16 protein-coding genes are annotated in these 17,945 nt (G+C 61.7%); 12 read left to right on the top strand and 4 right to left on the bottom strand.

The features are described 5' to 3' along the window. The first annotated feature begins 100 nt into the window (after positions 1–100). The 9 genes from ABVN19_RS20355 to ABVN19_RS20315 all read left to right on the top strand — a co-directional run bounded on the left by ABVN19_RS20355 (position 101) and on the right by ABVN19_RS20315 (position 9,358). Positions 101–718: an NUDIX domain-containing protein gene (locus tag ABVN19_RS20355; protein WP_028945650.1), complete on the top strand. Its 618-nt coding sequence runs from the start codon at positions 101–103 to the stop codon at positions 716–718. Continuing rightward, positions 709–1,161 carry a DUF1249 domain-containing protein gene (locus ABVN19_RS20350; RefSeq protein ID WP_028945651.1) on the top strand — a complete coding sequence of 151 codons (453 nt, stop codon included), beginning with the start codon at positions 709–711 and terminating at the stop codon, positions 1,159–1,161. Before ABVN19_RS20355 ends, ABVN19_RS20350 begins: the two co-directional genes overlap by 10 nt. Before the next feature lie 84 nt (positions 1,162–1,245). Continuing rightward, positions 1,246–2,058, top strand: coding sequence for a 3',5'-cyclic-AMP phosphodiesterase (cpdA, locus tag ABVN19_RS20345; protein WP_105642340.1), 813 nt, complete (start codon positions 1,246–1,248; stop codon positions 2,056–2,058). A gap of 102 nt (positions 2,059–2,160) precedes the next feature. Then, positions 2,161–2,769, top strand: a complete 609-nt coding sequence (locus ABVN19_RS20340; RefSeq protein ID WP_028945653.1) for a YqiA/YcfP family alpha/beta fold hydrolase — start codon at positions 2,161–2,163, stop codon at positions 2,767–2,769. 36 nt (positions 2,770–2,805) lie between these two features. After that, positions 2,806–4,710: a DNA topoisomerase IV subunit B gene (gene parE, locus ABVN19_RS20335; protein WP_028945654.1), complete on the top strand. Its 1,905-nt coding sequence runs from the start codon at positions 2,806–2,808 to the stop codon at positions 4,708–4,710. Beyond that, the gene (locus tag ABVN19_RS20330; RefSeq protein WP_028945655.1) at positions 4,707–5,693 is read left to right on the top strand and encodes an esterase-like activity of phytase family protein; all 987 of its coding nucleotides are present in this window, start codon (positions 4,707–4,709) and stop codon (positions 5,691–5,693) included. The genes parE and ABVN19_RS20330 overlap by 4 nt, the downstream gene beginning before the upstream one ends. Then, positions 5,690–6,208: a TIGR02281 family clan AA aspartic protease gene (locus tag ABVN19_RS20325; RefSeq protein WP_028945656.1), complete on the top strand. Its 519-nt coding sequence runs from the start codon at positions 5,690–5,692 to the stop codon at positions 6,206–6,208. The genes ABVN19_RS20330 and ABVN19_RS20325 overlap by 4 nt, the downstream gene beginning before the upstream one ends. A 10-nt stretch (positions 6,209–6,218) precedes the next feature. After that, positions 6,219–8,477: a DNA topoisomerase IV subunit A gene (gene parC, locus ABVN19_RS20320; protein ID WP_028945657.1), complete on the top strand. Its 2,259-nt coding sequence runs from the start codon at positions 6,219–6,221 to the stop codon at positions 8,475–8,477. 176 nt (positions 8,478–8,653) lie between these two features. Next, the gene (locus ABVN19_RS20315; RefSeq protein WP_028945658.1) at positions 8,654–9,358 is read left to right on the top strand and encodes an ABC-type transport auxiliary lipoprotein family protein; all 705 of its coding nucleotides are present in this window, start codon (positions 8,654–8,656) and stop codon (positions 9,356–9,358) included. A 219-nt stretch (positions 9,359–9,577) separates the two neighbouring features. Here the strand turns inward: ABVN19_RS20315 and ABVN19_RS20310 are convergent, their stop codons facing one another. After that, positions 9,578–11,080, bottom strand: coding sequence for a HAMP domain-containing protein (locus ABVN19_RS20310; protein WP_105642339.1), 1,503 nt, complete (start codon positions 11,078–11,080; stop codon positions 9,578–9,580). A gap of 134 nt (positions 11,081–11,214) precedes the next feature. On the opposite strand from ABVN19_RS20310, the gene serB reads away from it, so the two are divergent. Then, the gene (gene serB / locus ABVN19_RS20305; RefSeq protein ID WP_028945660.1) at positions 11,215–12,429 is read left to right on the top strand and encodes a phosphoserine phosphatase SerB; all 1,215 of its coding nucleotides are present in this window, start codon (positions 11,215–11,217) and stop codon (positions 12,427–12,429) included. Positions 12,430–12,609: 180 nt separating this feature from the next. Here serB and asd read toward each other — a convergent pair whose 3' ends face one another. Genes asd through ABVN19_RS20290 form a run of 3 tightly spaced genes read right to left on the bottom strand, consistent with a single transcriptional unit; the run spans position 12,610 to position 15,882 of the window. Further along, positions 12,610–13,473 carry an archaetidylserine decarboxylase gene (gene asd, locus ABVN19_RS20300; RefSeq protein WP_028945661.1) on the bottom strand — a complete coding sequence of 288 codons (864 nt, stop codon included), beginning with the start codon at positions 13,471–13,473 and terminating at the stop codon, positions 12,610–12,612. A gap of 17 nt (positions 13,474–13,490) precedes the next feature. Beyond that, positions 13,491–14,300: a rhodanese-like domain-containing protein gene (locus ABVN19_RS20295; RefSeq protein ID WP_028945662.1), complete on the bottom strand. Its 810-nt coding sequence runs from the start codon at positions 14,298–14,300 to the stop codon at positions 13,491–13,493. Between the two features lie 46 nt (positions 14,301–14,346). Then, entirely contained in the window at positions 14,347–15,882 is a 1,536-nt protein-coding gene (locus tag ABVN19_RS20290) for an HDOD domain-containing protein (RefSeq protein ID WP_105642338.1), read from the bottom strand. Between the two features lie 129 nt (positions 15,883–16,011). Here ABVN19_RS20290 and motA point away from each other — a divergent pair, with 129 nt between their 5' ends. Further along, positions 16,012–16,863: a flagellar motor stator protein MotA gene (gene motA, locus ABVN19_RS20285; RefSeq protein ID WP_028945664.1), complete on the top strand. Its 852-nt coding sequence runs from the start codon at positions 16,012–16,014 to the stop codon at positions 16,861–16,863. Positions 16,864–16,866: 3 nt separating this feature from the next. Next, entirely contained in the window at positions 16,867–17,883 is a 1,017-nt protein-coding gene (gene motB, locus ABVN19_RS20280; protein ID WP_028945665.1) for a flagellar motor protein MotB, read from the top strand. The last annotated feature ends 62 nt before the right edge of the window (positions 17,884–17,945 follow it).

The raw sequence follows: 17,945 nt of genomic DNA, 5'->3' as shown, positions 1-17,945 counted from the left end.
GCCTATCCTCGCAGCCAGGGCGCTATCTTTAAAGGGGTGAAACGCGACGGTGCGCAGGTTAGGATGGCGCGATGCAGTACACGAGGTTATGAGGATTCCCATGTCAGACACGCTGAACACTGTGCCCAAGGACGTCGAGATCGTCGAGCGGCTGAACTGCTTCAAGGGCTTCTACCAGCTCGATCGGGTGCGCCTGCGCCATGAGCTGTTCGCTGGGGGCATGGGCCGGGAGATCAGCCGTGAATTGTTCGTGCGCCATGATGCGGTGTGTGTGCTGCCCTACGATGCCCAGCGCGACGAAGTCGTGCTGATCGAGCAGTTTCGCGTCGGCGCCATGGGCAAGACGGCCAACCCCTGGTTGATCGAACTGGTCGCTGGTCTGATCGATAAAGATGAAGCGCCGGAAGAAGTTGCACACCGTGAAGCGCAGGAGGAAGCTGGGCTGAACATTCAGACGCTGTGGCCGATGACGCGGTATTTCCCGTCCCCCGGCGGCAGTGATGAATACGTGCACTTGTACCTGGGGCGTTGCGACAGCGCTGGGGCGGGCGGTCTGCACGGACTGGAAGAAGAGGGCGAAGATATTCGCGTGAAGGTCTGGGCGTTCGAGGATGCGCTGCAGGCAGTGCGCGATGGGCTGATCGCCAATGCGGCAACCATTATTGCCTTGCAGTGGCTGGCCTTGAACCGTGATGAAGTCAGGGGGCTATGGTCGTGAATCTGTTGCGCGAGCGCTACCGGGTCGATCTGGTCGGGTTGCAGGCAGCCTGCGAGGCCAACTATGCGCGTCTGATGCGCCTGTTGCCGGATATGCGCAGCGCCCAGAGCTCGCGTCGCATCGGCATGACCCAGGGCGACCAGATGCTCGGTGTGCTGGTCCTGGATGTGGTGCTCGCCTGCCCGTACACCACCACCCTGCGTGTGCGCCAGGAACACAGCCTGCCCTGGTTGCCGGTGCCGCAACTGGAAGTGCAGGTGTACCACGATGCGCGCATGGCCGAAGTGGTGAGCGCCGAGCATGCCCGGCGTTTTCGCAGCATTTATCCCTATCCGAATGCGGCGATGCACCAGCCCGATGAAAAAGCCCAGCTCAATCTGTTCCTCGGTGAATGGTTGAGCCATTGCCTTGCGTGCGGACATGAACTGGCTGTCGTTCGCTGAAATGTGATGCCGGTTGTTTTCGAGTATTTGCTCAAGCCCTGGCAAACGCCATAATCGCGCTGAATCCGCCCAAGGAGTCGGCCCTTGCCGCAACCATCTACCCCTCATGACCACGCGCCGGTGTACCTGGTGCAGCTGACCGACAGCCACCTGTTTGCCGACGCGGACCGTACATTGCTGGGCATGAACACCTGCGAAAGCCTGCAACGGGTCATCGAGCGCGTGCGCGACGAGCAGCCGCGTATCGACTTGCTACTGGCGACGGGCGACTTGTCGCAGGATGGCACGCAAGCATCCTATGCCCGTTTTCGCGACCTGACGTCGAGCCTCCAGGCGCCGTCCCGCTGGCTCGCCGGCAACCACGACGAACCGCTGTCCATGGAGCAGGCTGCACAGGGTTCGCAGGCGCTGGAGCCGGTGGTGGATATTGGCAACTGGCGTATCCTGATGCTCAACTCGGCCGTGCCAGGCGCCGTGCCAGGGGTACTGGATGAGCGCGAGTTGAAGTTGCTTGATCAAGCCTTGGCCGAGGCGCCCGGGCGCCATCACCTGATCTGTTTCCACCATCAGCCTGTGCCGATCGATTGTGCCTGGATGGCGCCGATCGGCTTGCGCAATGCAGACGCACTGTTTGCAGTGCTGGATCGTTATCCACAGGTGCGTGCCTTGTTGTGGGGGCATATCCACCAGGAGTGGGATCAGATGCGCAATGGGGTGCGGCTGTTGGCCTCTCCTTCCACCTGCATCCAGTTCGAGCCAGGCAGTGAGGACTTCAAGGTCGGCGAACAAGCGCCGGGCTATCGCTGGCTTCGCTTGCACCCTGATGGCGCCGTCGACACCGGCGTGTCGCGGGTGAGCGATTTCGAGTTCACCATCGACTACGAAGACGGCTATTAAATGTTGCTGAATGGCTGAAACCGCTCAATCCATGGTCGAACAGGCTAAAATGCGCGTTTTTCAGCCTGGCATGCCAGGTCAGACAGGTGCATCGGGGGCGGTATGTCGGGATCGATTCTCTATATTCACGGGTTCAACAGTGCGCCCTCGTCAAAGAAGGCCTGTCAGCTGGTCGAGGTGATGCAGCAAGTCGGCCTGGCCGGGCAGCTGCGGGTGCCGGCCTTGCATCACCACCCTCGCCAGGCCATTGCCCAGCTCGAGGCCGACATCGCTGAGCTCGAATCGCCATTACTGGTCGGCAGCTCGCTCGGCGGCTACTATGCCACCCACCTGGCCGAGCGCCACGGGCTCAAGGCGCTGCTGATCAACCCCGCAGTCAACCCGCACCACCTGTTCGACGGGTACCTGGGAACCCAGACCAATCATTACACCGGTGAAACCTGGGAGCTGACCCACGACCACGTGCAGGCCCTGGCCGAACTTGAGGTCGCCGCGCCCACCGATGGCGCGCGCTATCAAGTCTGGCTGCAAACTGCCGATGAGACCCTGGACTATCGCCGGGCCGAGCAGTTCTACCGCGCCTGCGCCCTGCGTATCCAGGCCGGCGGCGATCACAGTTTCCAGGGGTTTGCCGAGCGCCTGCCGGCCTTGCTGAGCTTTGCCGGCATCGACCCGCTGCAGTACCAATCGCTCGATTTTTCTGTATTTTGATGACTTATTTTCACCCACGACTGACGACGAGAACCCATGGCCATTCCCAGCGCTAGTGCCTATAACGCAGACGCCATCGAAGTCCTCTCGGGCCTTGACCCGGTGCGCAAGCGCCCGGGCATGTACACCGACACCAGCCGGCCAAACCATCTGGCCCAGGAAGTCATCGACAACAGTGTCGACGAAGCCCTGGCAGGTCACGCCAAATCGGTGCAGGTGATCCTTCACGCCGACCATTCGCTGGAAGTGTCCGACGACGGGCGCGGCATGCCGGTAGACATTCACCCTGAAGAGGGGGTGTCGGGGGTCGAGCTGATCCTCACCAAGCTGCATGCCGGCGGTAAGTTTTCCAACAAGAACTACCAGTTCTCCGGCGGTCTGCACGGGGTGGGTATTTCTGTGGTCAACGCCTTGTCCAGCCAAGTGCGGGTCAAGGTCAAGCGTGATGGCAACGAATACCAGATGACCTTCGCCGATGGCTACAAGGCCAGCGAGCTGGAAGTGGTCGGCACGGTCGGCAAGCGCAACACCGGTACCAGCGTGTACTTTGCGCCGGACCCCAAGTACTTCGATTCCGCCAAATTCTCCATCAGCCGCCTCAAGCATGTACTCAAGGCCAAGGCGGTCCTGTGCCCGGGGCTGCTGGTCAGCTTTGAAGACAAGGGCAGCGGCGAGAAGGTCGAATGGCACTACGAGGACGGCCTGCGTTCCTACCTGGTCGACTCGGTCAACGAGTTCCTGCGCCTGCCCGATGAACCGTTCTGTGGCAGCCTGGCCGGTAACAAGGAAGCCGTCGACTGGGCCCTGCTGTGGTTGCCGGAAGGCGGCGACAGCGTCCAGGAAAGCTACGTCAACCTGATCCCCACCGCCCAGGGCGGCACCCATGTCAACGGCCTGCGCCAGGGCCTGCTCGATGCCATGCGCGAATTCTGCGAGTTCCGCAACCTGTTGCCGCGTGGGGTCAAGCTGGCCCCGGAGGACGTCTGGGAGCGCATCACCTTCGTGCTCTCGATGAAAATGCAGGAGCCGCAGTTCTCTGGCCAGACCAAGGAGCGCCTGTCGTCCCGCGAGGCGGCCGCGTTTGTTTCCGGCGTGGTCAAGGATGCCTTCAGCCTGTGGCTCAACGCCCATCCAGAGTTGGGCATGCAACTGGCCGAGCTGGCCATCAACAACGCCGGACGCCGTCTCAAGGCCAGCAAGAAGGTCGAGCGCAAGCGTGTCACCCAAGGGCCGGCACTGCCGGGCAAGCTGGCGGACTGCGCCGGCCAGGACCCGATGCGCGCCGAACTGTTCCTGGTCGAGGGTGACTCGGCCGGTGGCTCGGCCAAGCAGGCGCGTGACAAGGAATTCCAGGCGATCCTGCCGCTGCGCGGCAAGATCCTCAATACCTGGGAAGTCGACGGTGGCGAGGTCCTGGCCAGTCAGGAAGTACACAATATTGCCGTGGCCATTGGTGTCGACCCGGGTGCGGCCGACATGAGCCAACTGCGCTACGGCAAGATCTGCATCCTCGCCGACGCCGACTCCGACGGCCTGCACATCGCCACGCTGCTGTGTGCGTTGTTCGTCCAGCATTTCCGTCCGCTGGTCGAAGCCGGCCACGTCTATGTGGCCATGCCGCCGCTGTACCGGATCGACCTGGGCAAGGAGATCTACTACGCCCTGGACGAGGCCGAGCGCGATGGCATTCTGGATCGCCTGGTCGCCGAGAAAAAGCGCGGCAAGCCACAGGTCACCCGCTTCAAGGGGCTGGGTGAAATGAACCCGCCGCAGCTGCGTGAAACCACCATGGACCCGAACACCCGTCGCCTGGTGCAACTGACACTGGATGACCTGGACGGCACCCGCGAGATCATGGACATGCTGCTGGCCAAGAAGCGTGCCGGCGATCGCAAGACGTGGCTGGAGTCCAAAGGCAACCTGGCCGAGGTACTGGCTTGATTCGTCTGCTACTGGCAGCGGCACTTGGTGTGTTTGCCCTGTCATTGCAGGCGGCGCCCTGGCCTGAGCTCAAGCTGGTGAGCGAACATCCGGTCGAGGGCATGCGTGGCGGCAACCTCTCGGGCCTGGCCCTGTGCAAGGGCGAACTGTGGGCGGTATCCGACCGCGACGACGACCTCTTGTACCGGATGGATACCCAGGCCACGGTGTGGCAGGCCGTGTCGATACCGCTGGCTGCTCCCCCGGTGCCGGAAAGCGGCTTGCCCTGGGGTTTGCGCTCACGCACGTGGGCCGCTGGCAAGGTGCGTGGTGGCGACCTGGATTTCGAGGCCATCACCTGTGATGCCGCCGGCAATCGCTATGTGGTCAGTGAAGCCCACGCCGCCGTGTTGCAAGTGCCAGTCGACGGTGAGCCGAATTGGTTGAAGATCGATCCGAGCATGGTTCGTCAGGCCCGGGCCAGCGGCATGCTGCTGCATTTCAATGCCTTGTTCGAAGGCCTGGCGGTAAACCCGGCTGGTGATCGCCTGTGGTTGGCGGCAGAGCGCGAACGTCGCGGCTTGCTGTTGATCAATCGCCAGCAAACGGTGTGGAGCTGCGCCGGCGGCTGTGTGTTGCTGAGCGAGGCGGGGGTCGAGATGCAACCCCTGCAGATGCCCGAGGCGCGTGCGCTGCCGAGGGACTTTGCCGACCTCGCCCTGTTCAACAACAAACTTTTCACCCTGGAACGCAATGCCCACCGGATATGCCGTCGTGATGCAGGCAGCGCGAAAATCGAGCGTTGCTGGTCGTTCGCCGCCGATGCGCTGGCCGAGACGCGGCTGTACACCCAGCCGTTCGGCTTGGCCGAAGCCCTGGTGATCGATGCCAAAGGCGCCTGGGTCGGTGTGGACAACAACGGTGCAACGCGTAACGACGGTGAGTCGCGGCCGGTGGTCTGGCGATTTGCTGCCCCTGAAGGCGGCTGGAGCGCCAAGCCGTGAGCCAGCCACCGGGAAAGCGTGCTGGCAGGGTGTTGCTGGTGTTGGCCTGGTCGGCTGGCTTGTTCCTGGCTACACGCTATTTCGGCGATTGGGAGCAGCGTCAGGCCAACCCCAATACCCAGATCAGTTCGCAGCACGGTGAAGGTTTTATCGAAGTGCAGTTGGCGGGCAACGGCCAGGGGCACTTCGTCGCCGATGGCCAGATCAATGGCCAGGCGGTACATTTTCTGCTCGATACCGGTGCCACCGATGTGGCGATTCCCGAAAGGCTGGCTGGCAAGCTTGATCTCGAGCGTGGTGCTCCTGTGACGCTCAGTACCGCCAATGGACGCACCCAGGGCTATCGCACGCGCCTGGACACGCTGCAACTGGGCGATATCCAGTTGCGCGATCTGCGTGCCCTGGTGGTGCCGGGACTGGAGGGCGACCAGGTCTTGCTGGGCATGAGTGCCCTGAAACAACTCGAATTTACCCAGCGTGGTGGCACCTTGCTGCTGCGCCAGAACCTGAAATGATGAGGCCCGCATGAGCGACTCCCTTGATCTCAGCCTCGATGGCGTAGAGCGCCGGTCACTGGCTGACTTCACCGAACAGGCCTACCTCAACTACTCCATGTACGTGATCATGGACCGCGCCTTGCCGCATATCGGCGACGGCTTGAAGCCGGTGCAGCGACGCATCGTCTATGCCATGAGCGAGCTGGGCCTGGACGCCGACTCCAAGCACAAGAAGTCGGCGCGTACCGTCGGTGACGTGCTCGGCAAATTCCACCCCCACGGGGACTCGGCCTGCTACGAAGCCATGGTGTTGATGGCGCAGCCCTTCAGCTATCGCTACACCCTGGTCGACGGCCAGGGCAACTGGGGTGCTCCGGACGATCCGAAGTCCTTCGCTGCCATGCGTTACACCGAGGCCCGGCTGTCGCGCTACTCCGAAGTGCTGCTCAGCGAACTGGGCCAGGGTACTGCCGACTGGGTGCCCAACTTCGACGGTACCCTGGACGAACCGGCGGTACTGCCGGCACGCCTGCCGAACATCCTGCTCAATGGCACCACCGGTATTGCCGTGGGCATGGCCACCGACGTGCCACCCCACAACCTGCGTGAAGTTGCCAGCGCCTGCGTGCGCTTGCTGGATGAGCCCAAGGCCACAGTCGAGCAATTGTGCGAGCACATTCAGGGGCCGGACTACCCGACCGAAGCCGAGATCATCACGCCGCGCTCGGAGTTGCTGAAAATCTACGAAAGCGGCCGTGGCTCGGTGCGCATGCGTGCGGTCTACCGCATCGAAGACGGGGACATCGTTGTCACCGCATTGCCACACCAGGTCTCCGGGGCCAAGGTACTGGAGCAGATCGCTGCCCAGATGCAGGCCAAGAAACTGCCGATGGTCGCTGACCTGCGCGATGAGTCAGACCACGAGAACCCTTGCCGGATCGTGATCATTGCCCGTTCCAATCGGGTCGACCTCGACGAGCTGATGCAGCACCTGTTCGCCACCACTGACCTGGAGTCCAGTTACCGGGTCAACGTCAATATCATCGGCCTGGATGGTCGCCCGCAGCTGAAAAACCTGCGCGCGTTGCTGGTCGAGTGGCTGGAATTCCGTGTGCAGACGGTGCGCCGCCGACTGAAGTTCCGCCTGGACAAGGTCGAGCGCCGCCTGCATCTGCTCGAAGGCTTGCTGGTTGCCTTCCTCAACCTGGATGAAGTGATCCATATCATCCGCACCGAAGAGCAGCCAAAGGCCGCGCTTATTGCCCGCTTCGACCTGACCGAAACCCAGGCCGAATACATCCTCGAAACCCGCCTGCGCCAGTTGGCGCGGCTGGAAGAGATGAAGATCCGCAACGAACAGGATGAGCTCGCCAAGGAGCAAGCCAAGCTGACTGCCCTGCTGGGTAGCGAAAGCAAGCTGCGCAAGCTGGTACGTGCCGAGCTGATCAAGGACGCCGAAACCTACGGCGATGACCGTCGCTCGCCAATTGTCGAGCGCGCTGAAGCCAAGGCGCTGTCGGAAAACGAGCTGATGCCCACCGAACCTGTCACCGTCGTTCTGTCGGAAAAGGGTTGGGTGCGCTGCGCCAAGGGGCATGACATTGATGCCACGGGCCTGTCGTACAAGGCTGGTGATGGTTTCAAGACTGCTGCGGCCGGGCGTTCCAACCAGTTTGCCGTGTTTATCGACTCCACAGGTCGCAGTTATTCGGTTGCCGCCCATACCTTGCCGTCGGCCCGTGGCCAGGGCGAACCTTTGACCGGCCGTCTGACGCCACCACCAGGTGCCGGCTTCGAGTGCGTGCTGCTGCCTGAAGACGATGCCTTGTATGTCATTGCCTCCGATGCTGGCTACGGCTTCGTGGTCAAGGGCGAAGACTTGCAGGCCAAGAACAAGGCCGGCAAGGCCCTGCTCAGTTTGCCAAACGGGGCCAAGGTCATTGCCCCGCGTGCGGTGGCCGACCGAGAGCAGAACTGGCTTGCCGCGGTGACCACCGAAGGTCGCCTGCTGATTTTCAAAATCAGCGATCTGCCACAGCTTGGTAAAGGAAAGGGCAATAAAATCATTGGTATTCCCGGTGACCGGGTAGCCAGCCGTGAGGAATATGTCACTGATTTGGCGGTGATTCCCGACGGTGCGACGCTTGTGTTGCAGGCTGGTAAGCGTACCCTGTCGTTGAAGGCTGATGACCTGGAGCACTACAAGGGCGAACGCGGTCGTCGAGGCAACAAACTGCCGCGAGGCTTCCAGCGGGTAGACGCTTTGTTGGTCGAGAACGTCGGATAAGCCGGTCTAGAGACCCCGAATGGGTATTTTCGCGCCCGTTCGGGGTTGAAACACTGGAGTCGAACCGCTATTTCGCGGATGATAGGCCCCTTGCGGCATCAGCGTGGCTGTGTGCCCGGACGAATCTATATGAGTATCACTGCGGTTTGCCTTGTGGCGGCCGCCTGGATGGGATGATGAAATTTCTGCGCCTTCCGTTTGTTCTGCTGGTCGGTGTACTCGGACTGACTGGTTGCAGCATGCACCAGCCGGTATCCCTGTATCAGCTCGACAGTGGCGAGCCTGCCCAGCCCAAGCAAAGTGCGGGCATGGCTGTCGTGCTCGGCCCGGTGTCGGTTGCCGATTACCTGCAGCGCGAAACCCTGCTCCAGCGTCAAGCCGATGGTAGCCTGACCGCGGCGACCGATGGCCGTTGGGCTGGCAGCCTGTCGGCAGACATCGATCAGTTGCTGGTACGTCAGTTGGCCTGGCGCCTGGACAGCCAGCGCGTCGTGCTGGCGCCGGGCAACACGGGCTTCACACCGGATGTACAGGTCCTGCTGTCGATCACTCGCCTGGACTCCGGCGTCAACCAGCCTGCGGTGCTTGACGCCCAGTGGCGCCTGCTTGATCGCCGTGGACAGGTCCGTGACAATCGCATTGTCCACCTGGAGCAACAGCACGAGGGCAGCGCGGCAGCGCAGGTGCAGGCCCAGGGCCAGTTGCTGCAGAAGCTGGCCGAACAACTGAGCGTTGCGCTCAAGCCGCTGGCCAACCAGCCGCCGATCGCTGAAGAGCAACCGAAGAAGGCCGCGCCGGTGCAAGTGCGCAAAGAACCGGAGAAGCCAAAGATTCCATTGGCTACGCCGATTCGCACCGATATGGAAGTGTTCCGCTTCTAGGTGAACAGATACAAGAAAGCCCGCAGCGATGCGGGCTTTTTTATTGGGCCTTGTGGGAACAGGTGAAAGCCGTCCACGTCCACTGTGCGCCCGATAACAGGCTGTACCAGCAGCTACAGAACCAGATGCAACAGGTAGCCGCTGCCGAGGTACGAGGCTGCGATCGACTGCGCAGCAGTCGCCATGCAGTCACTCAAGCAGACTTGCCCGCGCTGGGGATCAGCTCTTGACCCGACGCTCGTGCATCCGCGCCAGTTGACGTTCCAGCATCGACGGGTAGGGCTCCATCAGGCGTTCCACGCAGCAGGCACCCTCGGGGCTTGCGATAGGACGGATACGGGCACGTTGGCGGATCAGGGCGTCGTCGCTGATCTTGCGCTCCACCAGCAGCAGGTTGCGGCTGTGTTGCGACAACGCCAGGGCATCTTGGGCCTTTTCGGTCAGCAGCAGGTCGATCTGGCTCATGCCGTCCAGGCCTTCACCCAGTGCCAGGCCCAGCTGCAGTTGCAAGGTGATGCCACTGTCGGCCACCTCGATCTGCAGGGCGTGGCCCAGCGCGCGCAGCAGTTCGCCGCAGCAGATGGCATTGGTGAGGTAATCCTCGCCGCTGTCCTGCTTGTGGAACAGCATCAGGGTGCTGCCGTCGTTGAGGGTATGTACTTCGCTTTCGTACAGTGATGCGGCCTGGTCGAGGCAATCGCGATAGCGCTCCAGCAGCTCGGTCAGGCGCGCCCGGGGCAGGCGGCGCAGTTGTTCCTGGGAGCCCAGTTGTACCGCCAGCACAGCGCTGGCCTGAGGCTCACGCTTGACAGGCGGAGCAGCAGGTTGCGGGGCATCGTCGTGTTCTTCGTCAAGCAGGTCGGCAAACGCGTCGTCGTTTTCATCGTCCTCCGCTACCGGCTTGTTCACCTTGTTCACCGTAGGCGCTTCGTCGAAGCTTGGGTCGCGCAGATTGCGAACCTTGAATTCAGGCTCATCGTCGTCGAGGTGGTCTTCTTCGACGTCATCTTCCGGTTCGATTTCCCGTGGTGGAGGTGCCAGGCGTGCGTGCAGCTGGCGCGCCAGGTCGCCGATTTCGTCCTGGCGCTCGATCGCCGGGGTGAATTCATTGATGTCGCGCAGCCAGACCCGCAGTTGCAGCAAGGGCGTGGAGATGAAGCGTCCCAGGCGCAGGCTCATGGCCAGGGCCAGGGCCAGCAGAATACCGGCAAGGATGCCCATGCTCTGCAGGCTGATGGTCAGCGGTTGCTGGAACTGGCTCATGTCCAGGCTGATGCGCAGTTGGCCTGCGGTCACATCCTGAAAGGTAATCTTGGTCTGGTACAGGCCTTCGGCCTCGCCCAGCAGGCCGTTTTTCGGGCGCTGGCCGGCTTCGGCAAGGATCCGGTTGTCGACGCTATAGATGGCCGCATGGGCGACCAGCGGGTTTTTCACCAGATTGCCCAGCAGCACATTGAGGCTGAGGATGTCGTTGGACACCAGCAGCTCTGTCGCCGAGGTTGCGGTCTGCGTGGTCAGGCTCTGCCCCAGGGCGTCGGCCTGTTCATGCATGGCCTGCTTGAACTGCAAGCCCATCACGCAGGCATAGATCACCAGGGCCAGTGCTACCAGGAACACGTTATGGCAGGCGATCCGCAGCGCAAGCGGCACACGGCGTTGGCGCAGCGCATGAAAAATCAGCAGGAAGAAGTTGTCGGTCTTAACGGGCGTGGGCCGGTTCACAGAGCGCGGCTCTTTATGTCGGAGAAGTTGCTGCGCAGTATAGCGAGCGCTCAAGGGGCGGCAAAGTATCGGCTGCGCCCGATGGTCTGTGAAAATCGGTAGAATGCGCTTTTTTCTACGAGTCGGAGCCCGTCTTGCGCGAAATCGTTCTGATTAACATCACCGGTGAGGACCGCCCTGGTCTCACTGCGGCCATCACCGGCGTTCTGGCCCAGGGTGGTGTGAACATCCTCGACATCGGTCAGGCGGTGATTCATGACACCCTGTCTTTTGGCATCCTGGTGGAAATCCCGGATACCGAGAAGGCCTCCTCGGTGTTGAAAAACATCCTGTTCGCGGGCTACGAACTCGATCAGCAGGTCCGTTTCACGCCAGTTTCCGAAGCGGATTACCAGAGCTGGGTCGAAGGTCAGGGCAAAGCCCGTCACATCGTCACCCTGTTGACTCGCAAGGTGACTGCCGAGCAGTTGCAGCGTGTCAGCTCGATCACCGCCAAGTACGGCTTGAACATCGACCACATCGACCGACTGTCGGGGCGTGTGGCGCTGGATACGCCGGTTGACCAGGGCAAGGGTTGCATCGAGTTCTCGGTGCGTGGGGAGCCTGCCGACCCGCAAGCGCTGCGTGCCGAGTTCCTGAGCGTGGCCCAGGAACTGAATGTCGATATCGCCTTCCAGCAGGATTCGCTGTTCCGTCGCAACCGTCGCCTGGCGGTGTTCGACATGGACTCGACGCTGATCGAGGCCGAGGTGATTGACGAGCTGGCCAAGGCTGCCGGCGTTGGAGAGCAGGTTTCGGAAATCACCGAGCGGGCCATGCGTGGCGAGCTGGATTTCCGTGCCAGCTTCAAGGAGCGCCTGGCCTTGCTCAAGGGGCTGGATGTCGGAGTGCTGGACGAGATCGGTGCGTCGCTGCGCCTGACCGAAGGCGCCGAGACCCTGTTCGCCGAACTCAAACGTCTGGGCTACAAGACGGCAATTCTGTCCGGTGGCTTCACCTACTTCGCCAAGCAACTGCAGGCCAAGCTAGGCATCGACTATGTCTTTGCCAACGAGTTGGAGGTGGTTGACGGCAAGGTGACCGGTGTTGCGGTCGAGCCGATTGTCGACGCCCAGCGCAAGGCCGACCTGCTTGGAGAGCTGGCGCGCAAGGAAGGCTTGCAGATGGAGCAGACCATCGCCGTAGGTGATGGCGCCAACGACCTGCCGATGCTGGCCATTGCCGGCCTGGGCGTAGCGTTCCGTGCCAAGCCGCTGGTCAAGCAGTCGGCCAAGCAGGCGATTTCGACCCTGGGGCTGGACGGTGTGCTATACCTGTTGGGCTTCCGGGATCGTGACGGTCGCGTCTGACCGCTGGGGCTGACTTGCCAGCGATGCGGCCAATGCAGTTGAGTGTGGGCCGGTTTACGGCCGCTACGCGGCCGATCGCGGGCAAGCCCGCTCCCACAGCGCCTATGCAAGACAGTGTTTCCAACAGTGCGCCAAGACAAGCCAATTAAAAAGCCCGCATCGCTGCGGGCTTTTTTATGCTCAAGCCTGGGCAGGCATCGCCAGGCCTTGGCCCATGCTCACCGCAGACCCTGCGCCGAGCGTTTCAGCCCATTTGACCTGATCCGGGCCGAACAGTACGACGGCAGTCGAGCCCAATTTGAAGCGACCCAGCTCCGCACCTTTTTCCAGGTGGATCGGCGCCCGGCTGGCTTCGTCGTAACGGAAGGTCTTGAGCTCACGCTTGGGTGGCGTCACCAAGCCAGCCCAGACGGTTTCGATCGACGCGACGATCATTGCGCCCACCAGCACCACGGCCATCGGGCCGCGCTCGGTGTCGAACAGGCAAACCACGCGCTCGTTGCGGGCAAACAGCTCTGGCACGTTTTCGGCGGTGGTCTGGTTGACCGAGAACAGGCGGCCCGGGACGTAGATCATTTCGCGCAGGGTGCCGGCCAGCGGCATGTGTACGCGGTGGTAATCCTTGGGCGACAGGTAGATGGTGGCGAACTCACCGCCCATGAACGGCGCAGCGTTGGCTGGATCGCCACCCAGCAGCTCCAGGGCGCTGAAGCTGTGACCCTTGGCCTGGAAAATGCGGCCGTGTTCGATCGGGCCGAGCTGGCTGACGGCACCGTCGGCCGGGCAGAGAATGGCCCCCGGGGTTTCATCCAGCGGGCGCGCGCCGGGTTTCAGGGCGCGGGTGAAGAAGGCATTGAAGTGTTCATATGCGGTGATGTCTTCGACCAGGGCCTGGGACATGTCGACCTGGTAGCGCTTGGCGAACCAGTTGGTGAAAGCATTCTTGAACCAGCGCACGCGGCACTCGGCAATGCAGCCGGCCAGGCGCGACAACAGGTGATGCGGCAGCAAATACTGGCTGATGATAAACAAGCGGGATTTCATTGGGTTTCCTTGATTCTTCAATGTTCTACAGGCGTGTCCGGGTGGTTGCCCCACTCGCCCCAGGAGCCGGCGTAGGCCTTGACTCGCGGGTAGCCCAGGGCCTTGGCTACCAGGTAGGTAAAGCCGGAACGATGATGTGTCTGGCAGTGGGTGACCACTTCCTTGTCTTTGCTGATGCCCAGCTGTTCGAGGATTTCGGGCATGTCTTTGCGGATGCGCAGGTGATCGTTCAGGTCCATGCCGGCAGTCCACTCGAAGTTGACCGCGCCGGGAATGTGGCCACCTTTGGCGGCCAGGACTTTTTCACCCCGATATTCCCCCGGGCTACGCGCATCCCAGATGGCCAGGTCGGCAGCGCCGAGGCGGCTTTGCAAGTATTCGCGGGTGGCAGTGGGCTCTTCGTGCAGGACGAGGCTCACCGGACCGCCAGCACTGGCGGGTACTTCGGTGCTGAGGTTATTCGCCGGCCATGCCTGTGCGCCACCATTCAGGTAGTGATAGCGCTTGTGGCCGATCACATCGAGCAGCCAGATAAAGCGCCCGGCCCAGCCACCGCCTTCGTCGTCATACACTACGTACACGGCGTTGGCATTGTGCCCCAGCTCACCGAACAGCTTTTCCAGGTCGGCCTTGGCCGGCAGCAAGCCCGGTGCCGGAGGTTGACCCAGCTGGGTGCGCTTGGGCTCGACGAAGCGTGCCCCGGGAATATGACCACTGCCGTAGCGATTGGCGCTGGTCAGGTCAACCAGGATCAACTCTGGCGCATCAAGCCGGGCTTGCAGGTCTACCGGCTCAATTACCAGGGGCAAGCCAGAAAAATCAGTCATCCAGAGTCTCCATGTCAGGGCAGGGGGAGCGATTGTAGCGCATGGGTCAGGCGCTGCGGTGGCTGAAGGTGGTCAGGGCCCGTTCGATGCACTGCGCGGTTTTGCCGAAGGCCTGCACACTGACGTCGGCCAGCGGTTTGCCGCTCTGGTCAGCCACCAGCAGCATCACGACTCGGCCATTGCTGGACAGTGAACGAAGCAACAGGTGTTCGCTGCGAAACAGTGCCTGCAGGGCCGGCGGAAGCAGTGGCGAGAACTGCGCCTGGTTCTCGGGTGTCAGGCGCAGTTGCGCAGCTTTGCTCATCAAACGCTGCAACAACTTGTTGTGTTCGACAGGTAGCACCAGGCCGGCAGCCTCGCGTGGCAGCCCGGCCAGTTGATGGACCCGCAACAAAGACTGCTGATTGTCGGTCATCAACAGCATCACCCGCTGCATACCACAGGCCACAAGGGCGTCACGGGCTTGGGTGGTCAAGTGAAGGGCGTTGGTGAAGGGGCTGGGCTCGGCCAGCAACTGCGCACAGCGCTTGCGCCAGGTACCCAGGGCCTGGGCCGAGGGCGGTGATGGCGCAACCTGGCCGGGGTGCAGGCGCTGCTGATTCCAGGGCCAGAGCAGCGCTTCGGCCGGATGGAGCAACTGGGTGCAGGGATGTTTGCGAGCGCTGATGGCTGCTTGCTGATGAACCAACTGCTGGACGTCGTCCAGGGAAGTCTGCAGGTACAAGCTGCAGAGCATCTGCCAGCGCGCTACGTGGCCGTTGGTCCAGCCCACTTGTGCGGCGAGTGCCAGCCCATTGGCCAATAGCACGGTATTGGAAGGTTGGTTGAACCAGCGTCGCAATGCCGGCTGCGCGTCCAGCCGCTGTTGTTGGCGCAGGCTATTCTGGTCGCGGGCGATGAGCAGGGCCTTGGCCAATAGTCGGCGTTCATCCTGGAGCAGGTGATAGCCGCGGGTAACCCACTCCGGCAGGCACCAATGCTCGGCCAGTGCCTTGCACAGGCTCAACACGCGCACACCAAACAACTCTTGTTCCACCCGCAGCGCCGACTCGCCCTTGTGCACCACCCGCAGCTCCCAGTCCTCGAGCAGCTTGGGGTGAGTCAAGGCCAGTGGCCACAGGGGCGACAGAAACAGCAGGCTGCCCCAGTGGATTTCTTGCCAAAGCCGCGCCAGGCGACTGGCGAACAGGCCGCTGGCCTGCTGACTGGCGTGCTGGCTGACCAACTGCAACTGCCGCAGTGTCGGGGCGATCTGGTGCTCGGGAAGTACAGGCAGGCGCTCCAGCAGCGCTGTTGTGCGCGCGAGCCCCAGTCGGTTGAGGGCAACCTCCAGGCTTTCAGCGGGTTCGCCGAGGCTGGTGTTGGTGTGGTGGTTGGCCTCGCGCATCACGCTGAGCACCAGGGCCGGGCTTCCTTGCATCAATTCGGCGATGTCGCGCAACGAGCGGCGGCTGTCGGCCATCGCCGCTTTTACCCGCTCGTAGCTGGCCTGCGGAATCGGCAGGCGAACGCTGTCGAGCAGTTTGACCCAGGCATCGAGTGATTGTGGTGTTTGACTTGGCACAGTGGTTTCAATAGGCATGCTGGAGGGGCCGAACTGGCTTTTCGCCTTGACTGACTATAGTCTGGCGCAGATCTGCCGATAAGTAGAAGAAGAGTTTTATTAACGTCCGCTCACGACCCTGACCACGACTGTAAGTGCTTTCTACCTATGGCTAAAATTATCGGCATCATCGTCGTATTCGCGAGCGTGCTCGGCGGATATGTTCTCTCTCACGGCAAGATTGCAGCGCTGATCCAGCCTTTTGAAGTGCTGATCATTGGCGGTGCGGCTTTTGGTGCGTTCCTCCAGGCCAACCCGGGTTACATGACCATGCATGTAATCAAGAAGTCCCTGAAGATGTTCGGTACGCGCTTTACCCACACCTTCTATATAGAAGTGCTGGGGCTGGTCTACGAGATTCTCAACAAGAGTCGGCGCGAAGGCATGATGGCGATCGAAGCCGATATCGAAGACGCCGCTGCCAGTCCCATTTTTGCCAAATACCCGGCTGTACTGGGCGATGACCGCATGACCGCATACATTTGCGATTACCTGCGCATCATGTCCACCGGCAACATGGCACCGCACGAACTCGAAGGCCTGTTCGACATGGAACTGCTGAGCATGAAAGAAGAGCTCGAGCACCCGTCCCATGCGGTGACCGGCATCGCCGATGGCATGCCAGGTTTCGGTATCGTTGCAGCCGTGCTGGGTATCGTGGTGACCATGGCCTCGCTGGGTGATGGCGATCAACAGTCCATCGGCCTGCACGTAGGTGCTGCGTTGGTCGGTACCTTCTTCGGTATTCTCGCCGCATATGGCTTCTTCGGCCCGCTGGCAACGGCCCTGCGCCAGGATGCCAAGGAAGAGCTGAATGTCTATGAAGCGATCAAGGCGTCACTGGTGGCCTCGGCTTCCGGCATGCCGCCGTCGCTGGCCGTAGAGTTCGGTCGCAAGGTGCTGTACCCGGCCCACCGTCCTAGCTTCTCCGAGCTGGAACAAGCGGTTCGCGGACGCTGAGTCATGGAGAACAATCAGCCCATTATCGTCAAGCGCATCAAGCGCTTCGGCGACGGCCATCACGGTGGCGCCTGGAAGATCGCCTTCGCTGACTTTGCCACGGCGATGATGGCGTTCTTCCTGGTGCTCTGGTTGCTGTCCACGGCCACGCCGGAACAGAAGATCGCCATTGCCGGCTACTTCAAAGACCCGATCGGGTTCTCCGAGAGTGGCACGCCTTATGTGATCGACCTGGGTGGCTCGCCCAAGCTCGCGCCGGAAAAAACCATCAACCCGGAAGAAAAGTCCGAGCACACGCCCGACACCAGTATCCAGTTGGACAAGGAACAGGTCGAGAGCATGGCCGAACAGGTCGAGCGTGAGCGACTTGAGCTGTTGCTGCAGGAGCTGCAGAACAAGGTCGAGGAAAACCCGCAGCTGCAGAAATTCAAGGACCAGATTCTCTTCGAAATTACCCAGGATGGCCTGCGTATCCAGATCATGGATGCCGAGAATCGGCCGATGTTCGATCTGGGCAGCGCACATTTGCAGCCTTACTTTGAAGACATCCTGCTGGCCATGGCCGATACCATCAAGGCGGTGCCCAACAAGATCAGCATCAGCGGCCATACCGATGCCAAGCCTTACGCGGGTACAGGCGAGTACGGCAACTGGGAGCTTTCGGCCAACCGTGCCAATGCGGCGCGTCGTGCACTGGTTGCCGGTGGCTACCCTGATAGCCAGGTAGCACGTGTAGTCGGCTATGCTTCTTCGTCGTTGTTTGACCGAGCGAACCCGCTCAATCCGGTAAACCGGCGCATTGATATCATCGTGCTGACCAAGAAGGCCCAGCGCACCATCGAAGGTGAGCAGCCCCAGCCAGCAGCGCCTGAAAACAATCCGCCGGCTCCTGTCACGCCTGCGCCTGCAGCGCCATCGCAAACAGTTCCCGAAGCCGAGCCGATGCAGCCGCGTGAGTTGCGCGAGAAGCTGAATATCTTCGAAGACGGTGTATTGAAGATGGATCAGAGCAAGGAGTGATTCCGCTTCATGATCGAAACGCCCGTGTGCAGTGATGTCCACGGGCTTTTTGCTTTAGGGGG

This window comes from Pseudomonas vranovensis, assembly GCF_040438935.1.
Lineage (GTDB): Bacteria > Pseudomonadota > Gammaproteobacteria > Pseudomonadales > Pseudomonadaceae > Aquipseudomonas > Aquipseudomonas vranovensis.
The sequence above is the reverse complement of the archived record's forward strand: the minus strand, read 5'-3'. Positions and strand labels throughout refer to the sequence as shown.

Coding starts and splice junctions, on each gene's coding strand:
- ABVN19_RS20295 (WP_028945662.1), bottom strand. CDS start 14,300: ATGACTGATTTTTCTGGCTTGCCCCTGGTAATTGAGCCGGTAGACCTG.
- ABVN19_RS20355 (WP_028945650.1), top strand. CDS start 101: ATGTCAGACACGCTGAACACTGTGCCCAAGGACGTCGAGATCGTCGAG.
- motA (WP_028945664.1), top strand. CDS start 16,012: ATGGCTAAAATTATCGGCATCATCGTCGTATTCGCGAGCGTGCTCGGC.
- parC (WP_028945657.1), top strand. CDS start 6,219: ATGAGCGACTCCCTTGATCTCAGCCTCGATGGCGTAGAGCGCCGGTCA.
- ABVN19_RS20350 (WP_028945651.1), top strand. CDS start 709: ATGGTCGTGAATCTGTTGCGCGAGCGCTACCGGGTCGATCTGGTCGGG.
- asd (WP_028945661.1), bottom strand. CDS start 13,473: ATGAAATCCCGCTTGTTTATCATCAGCCAGTATTTGCTGCCGCATCAC.
- ABVN19_RS20290 (WP_105642338.1), bottom strand. CDS start 15,882: ATGCCTATTGAAACCACTGTGCCAAGTCAAACACCACAATCACTCGAT.
- ABVN19_RS20340 (WP_028945653.1), top strand. CDS start 2,161: ATGTCGGGATCGATTCTCTATATTCACGGGTTCAACAGTGCGCCCTCG.
- motB (WP_028945665.1), top strand. CDS start 16,867: ATGGAGAACAATCAGCCCATTATCGTCAAGCGCATCAAGCGCTTCGGC.
- parE (WP_028945654.1), top strand. CDS start 2,806: ATGGCCATTCCCAGCGCTAGTGCCTATAACGCAGACGCCATCGAAGTC.
- ABVN19_RS20315 (WP_028945658.1), top strand. CDS start 8,654: ATGAAATTTCTGCGCCTTCCGTTTGTTCTGCTGGTCGGTGTACTCGGA.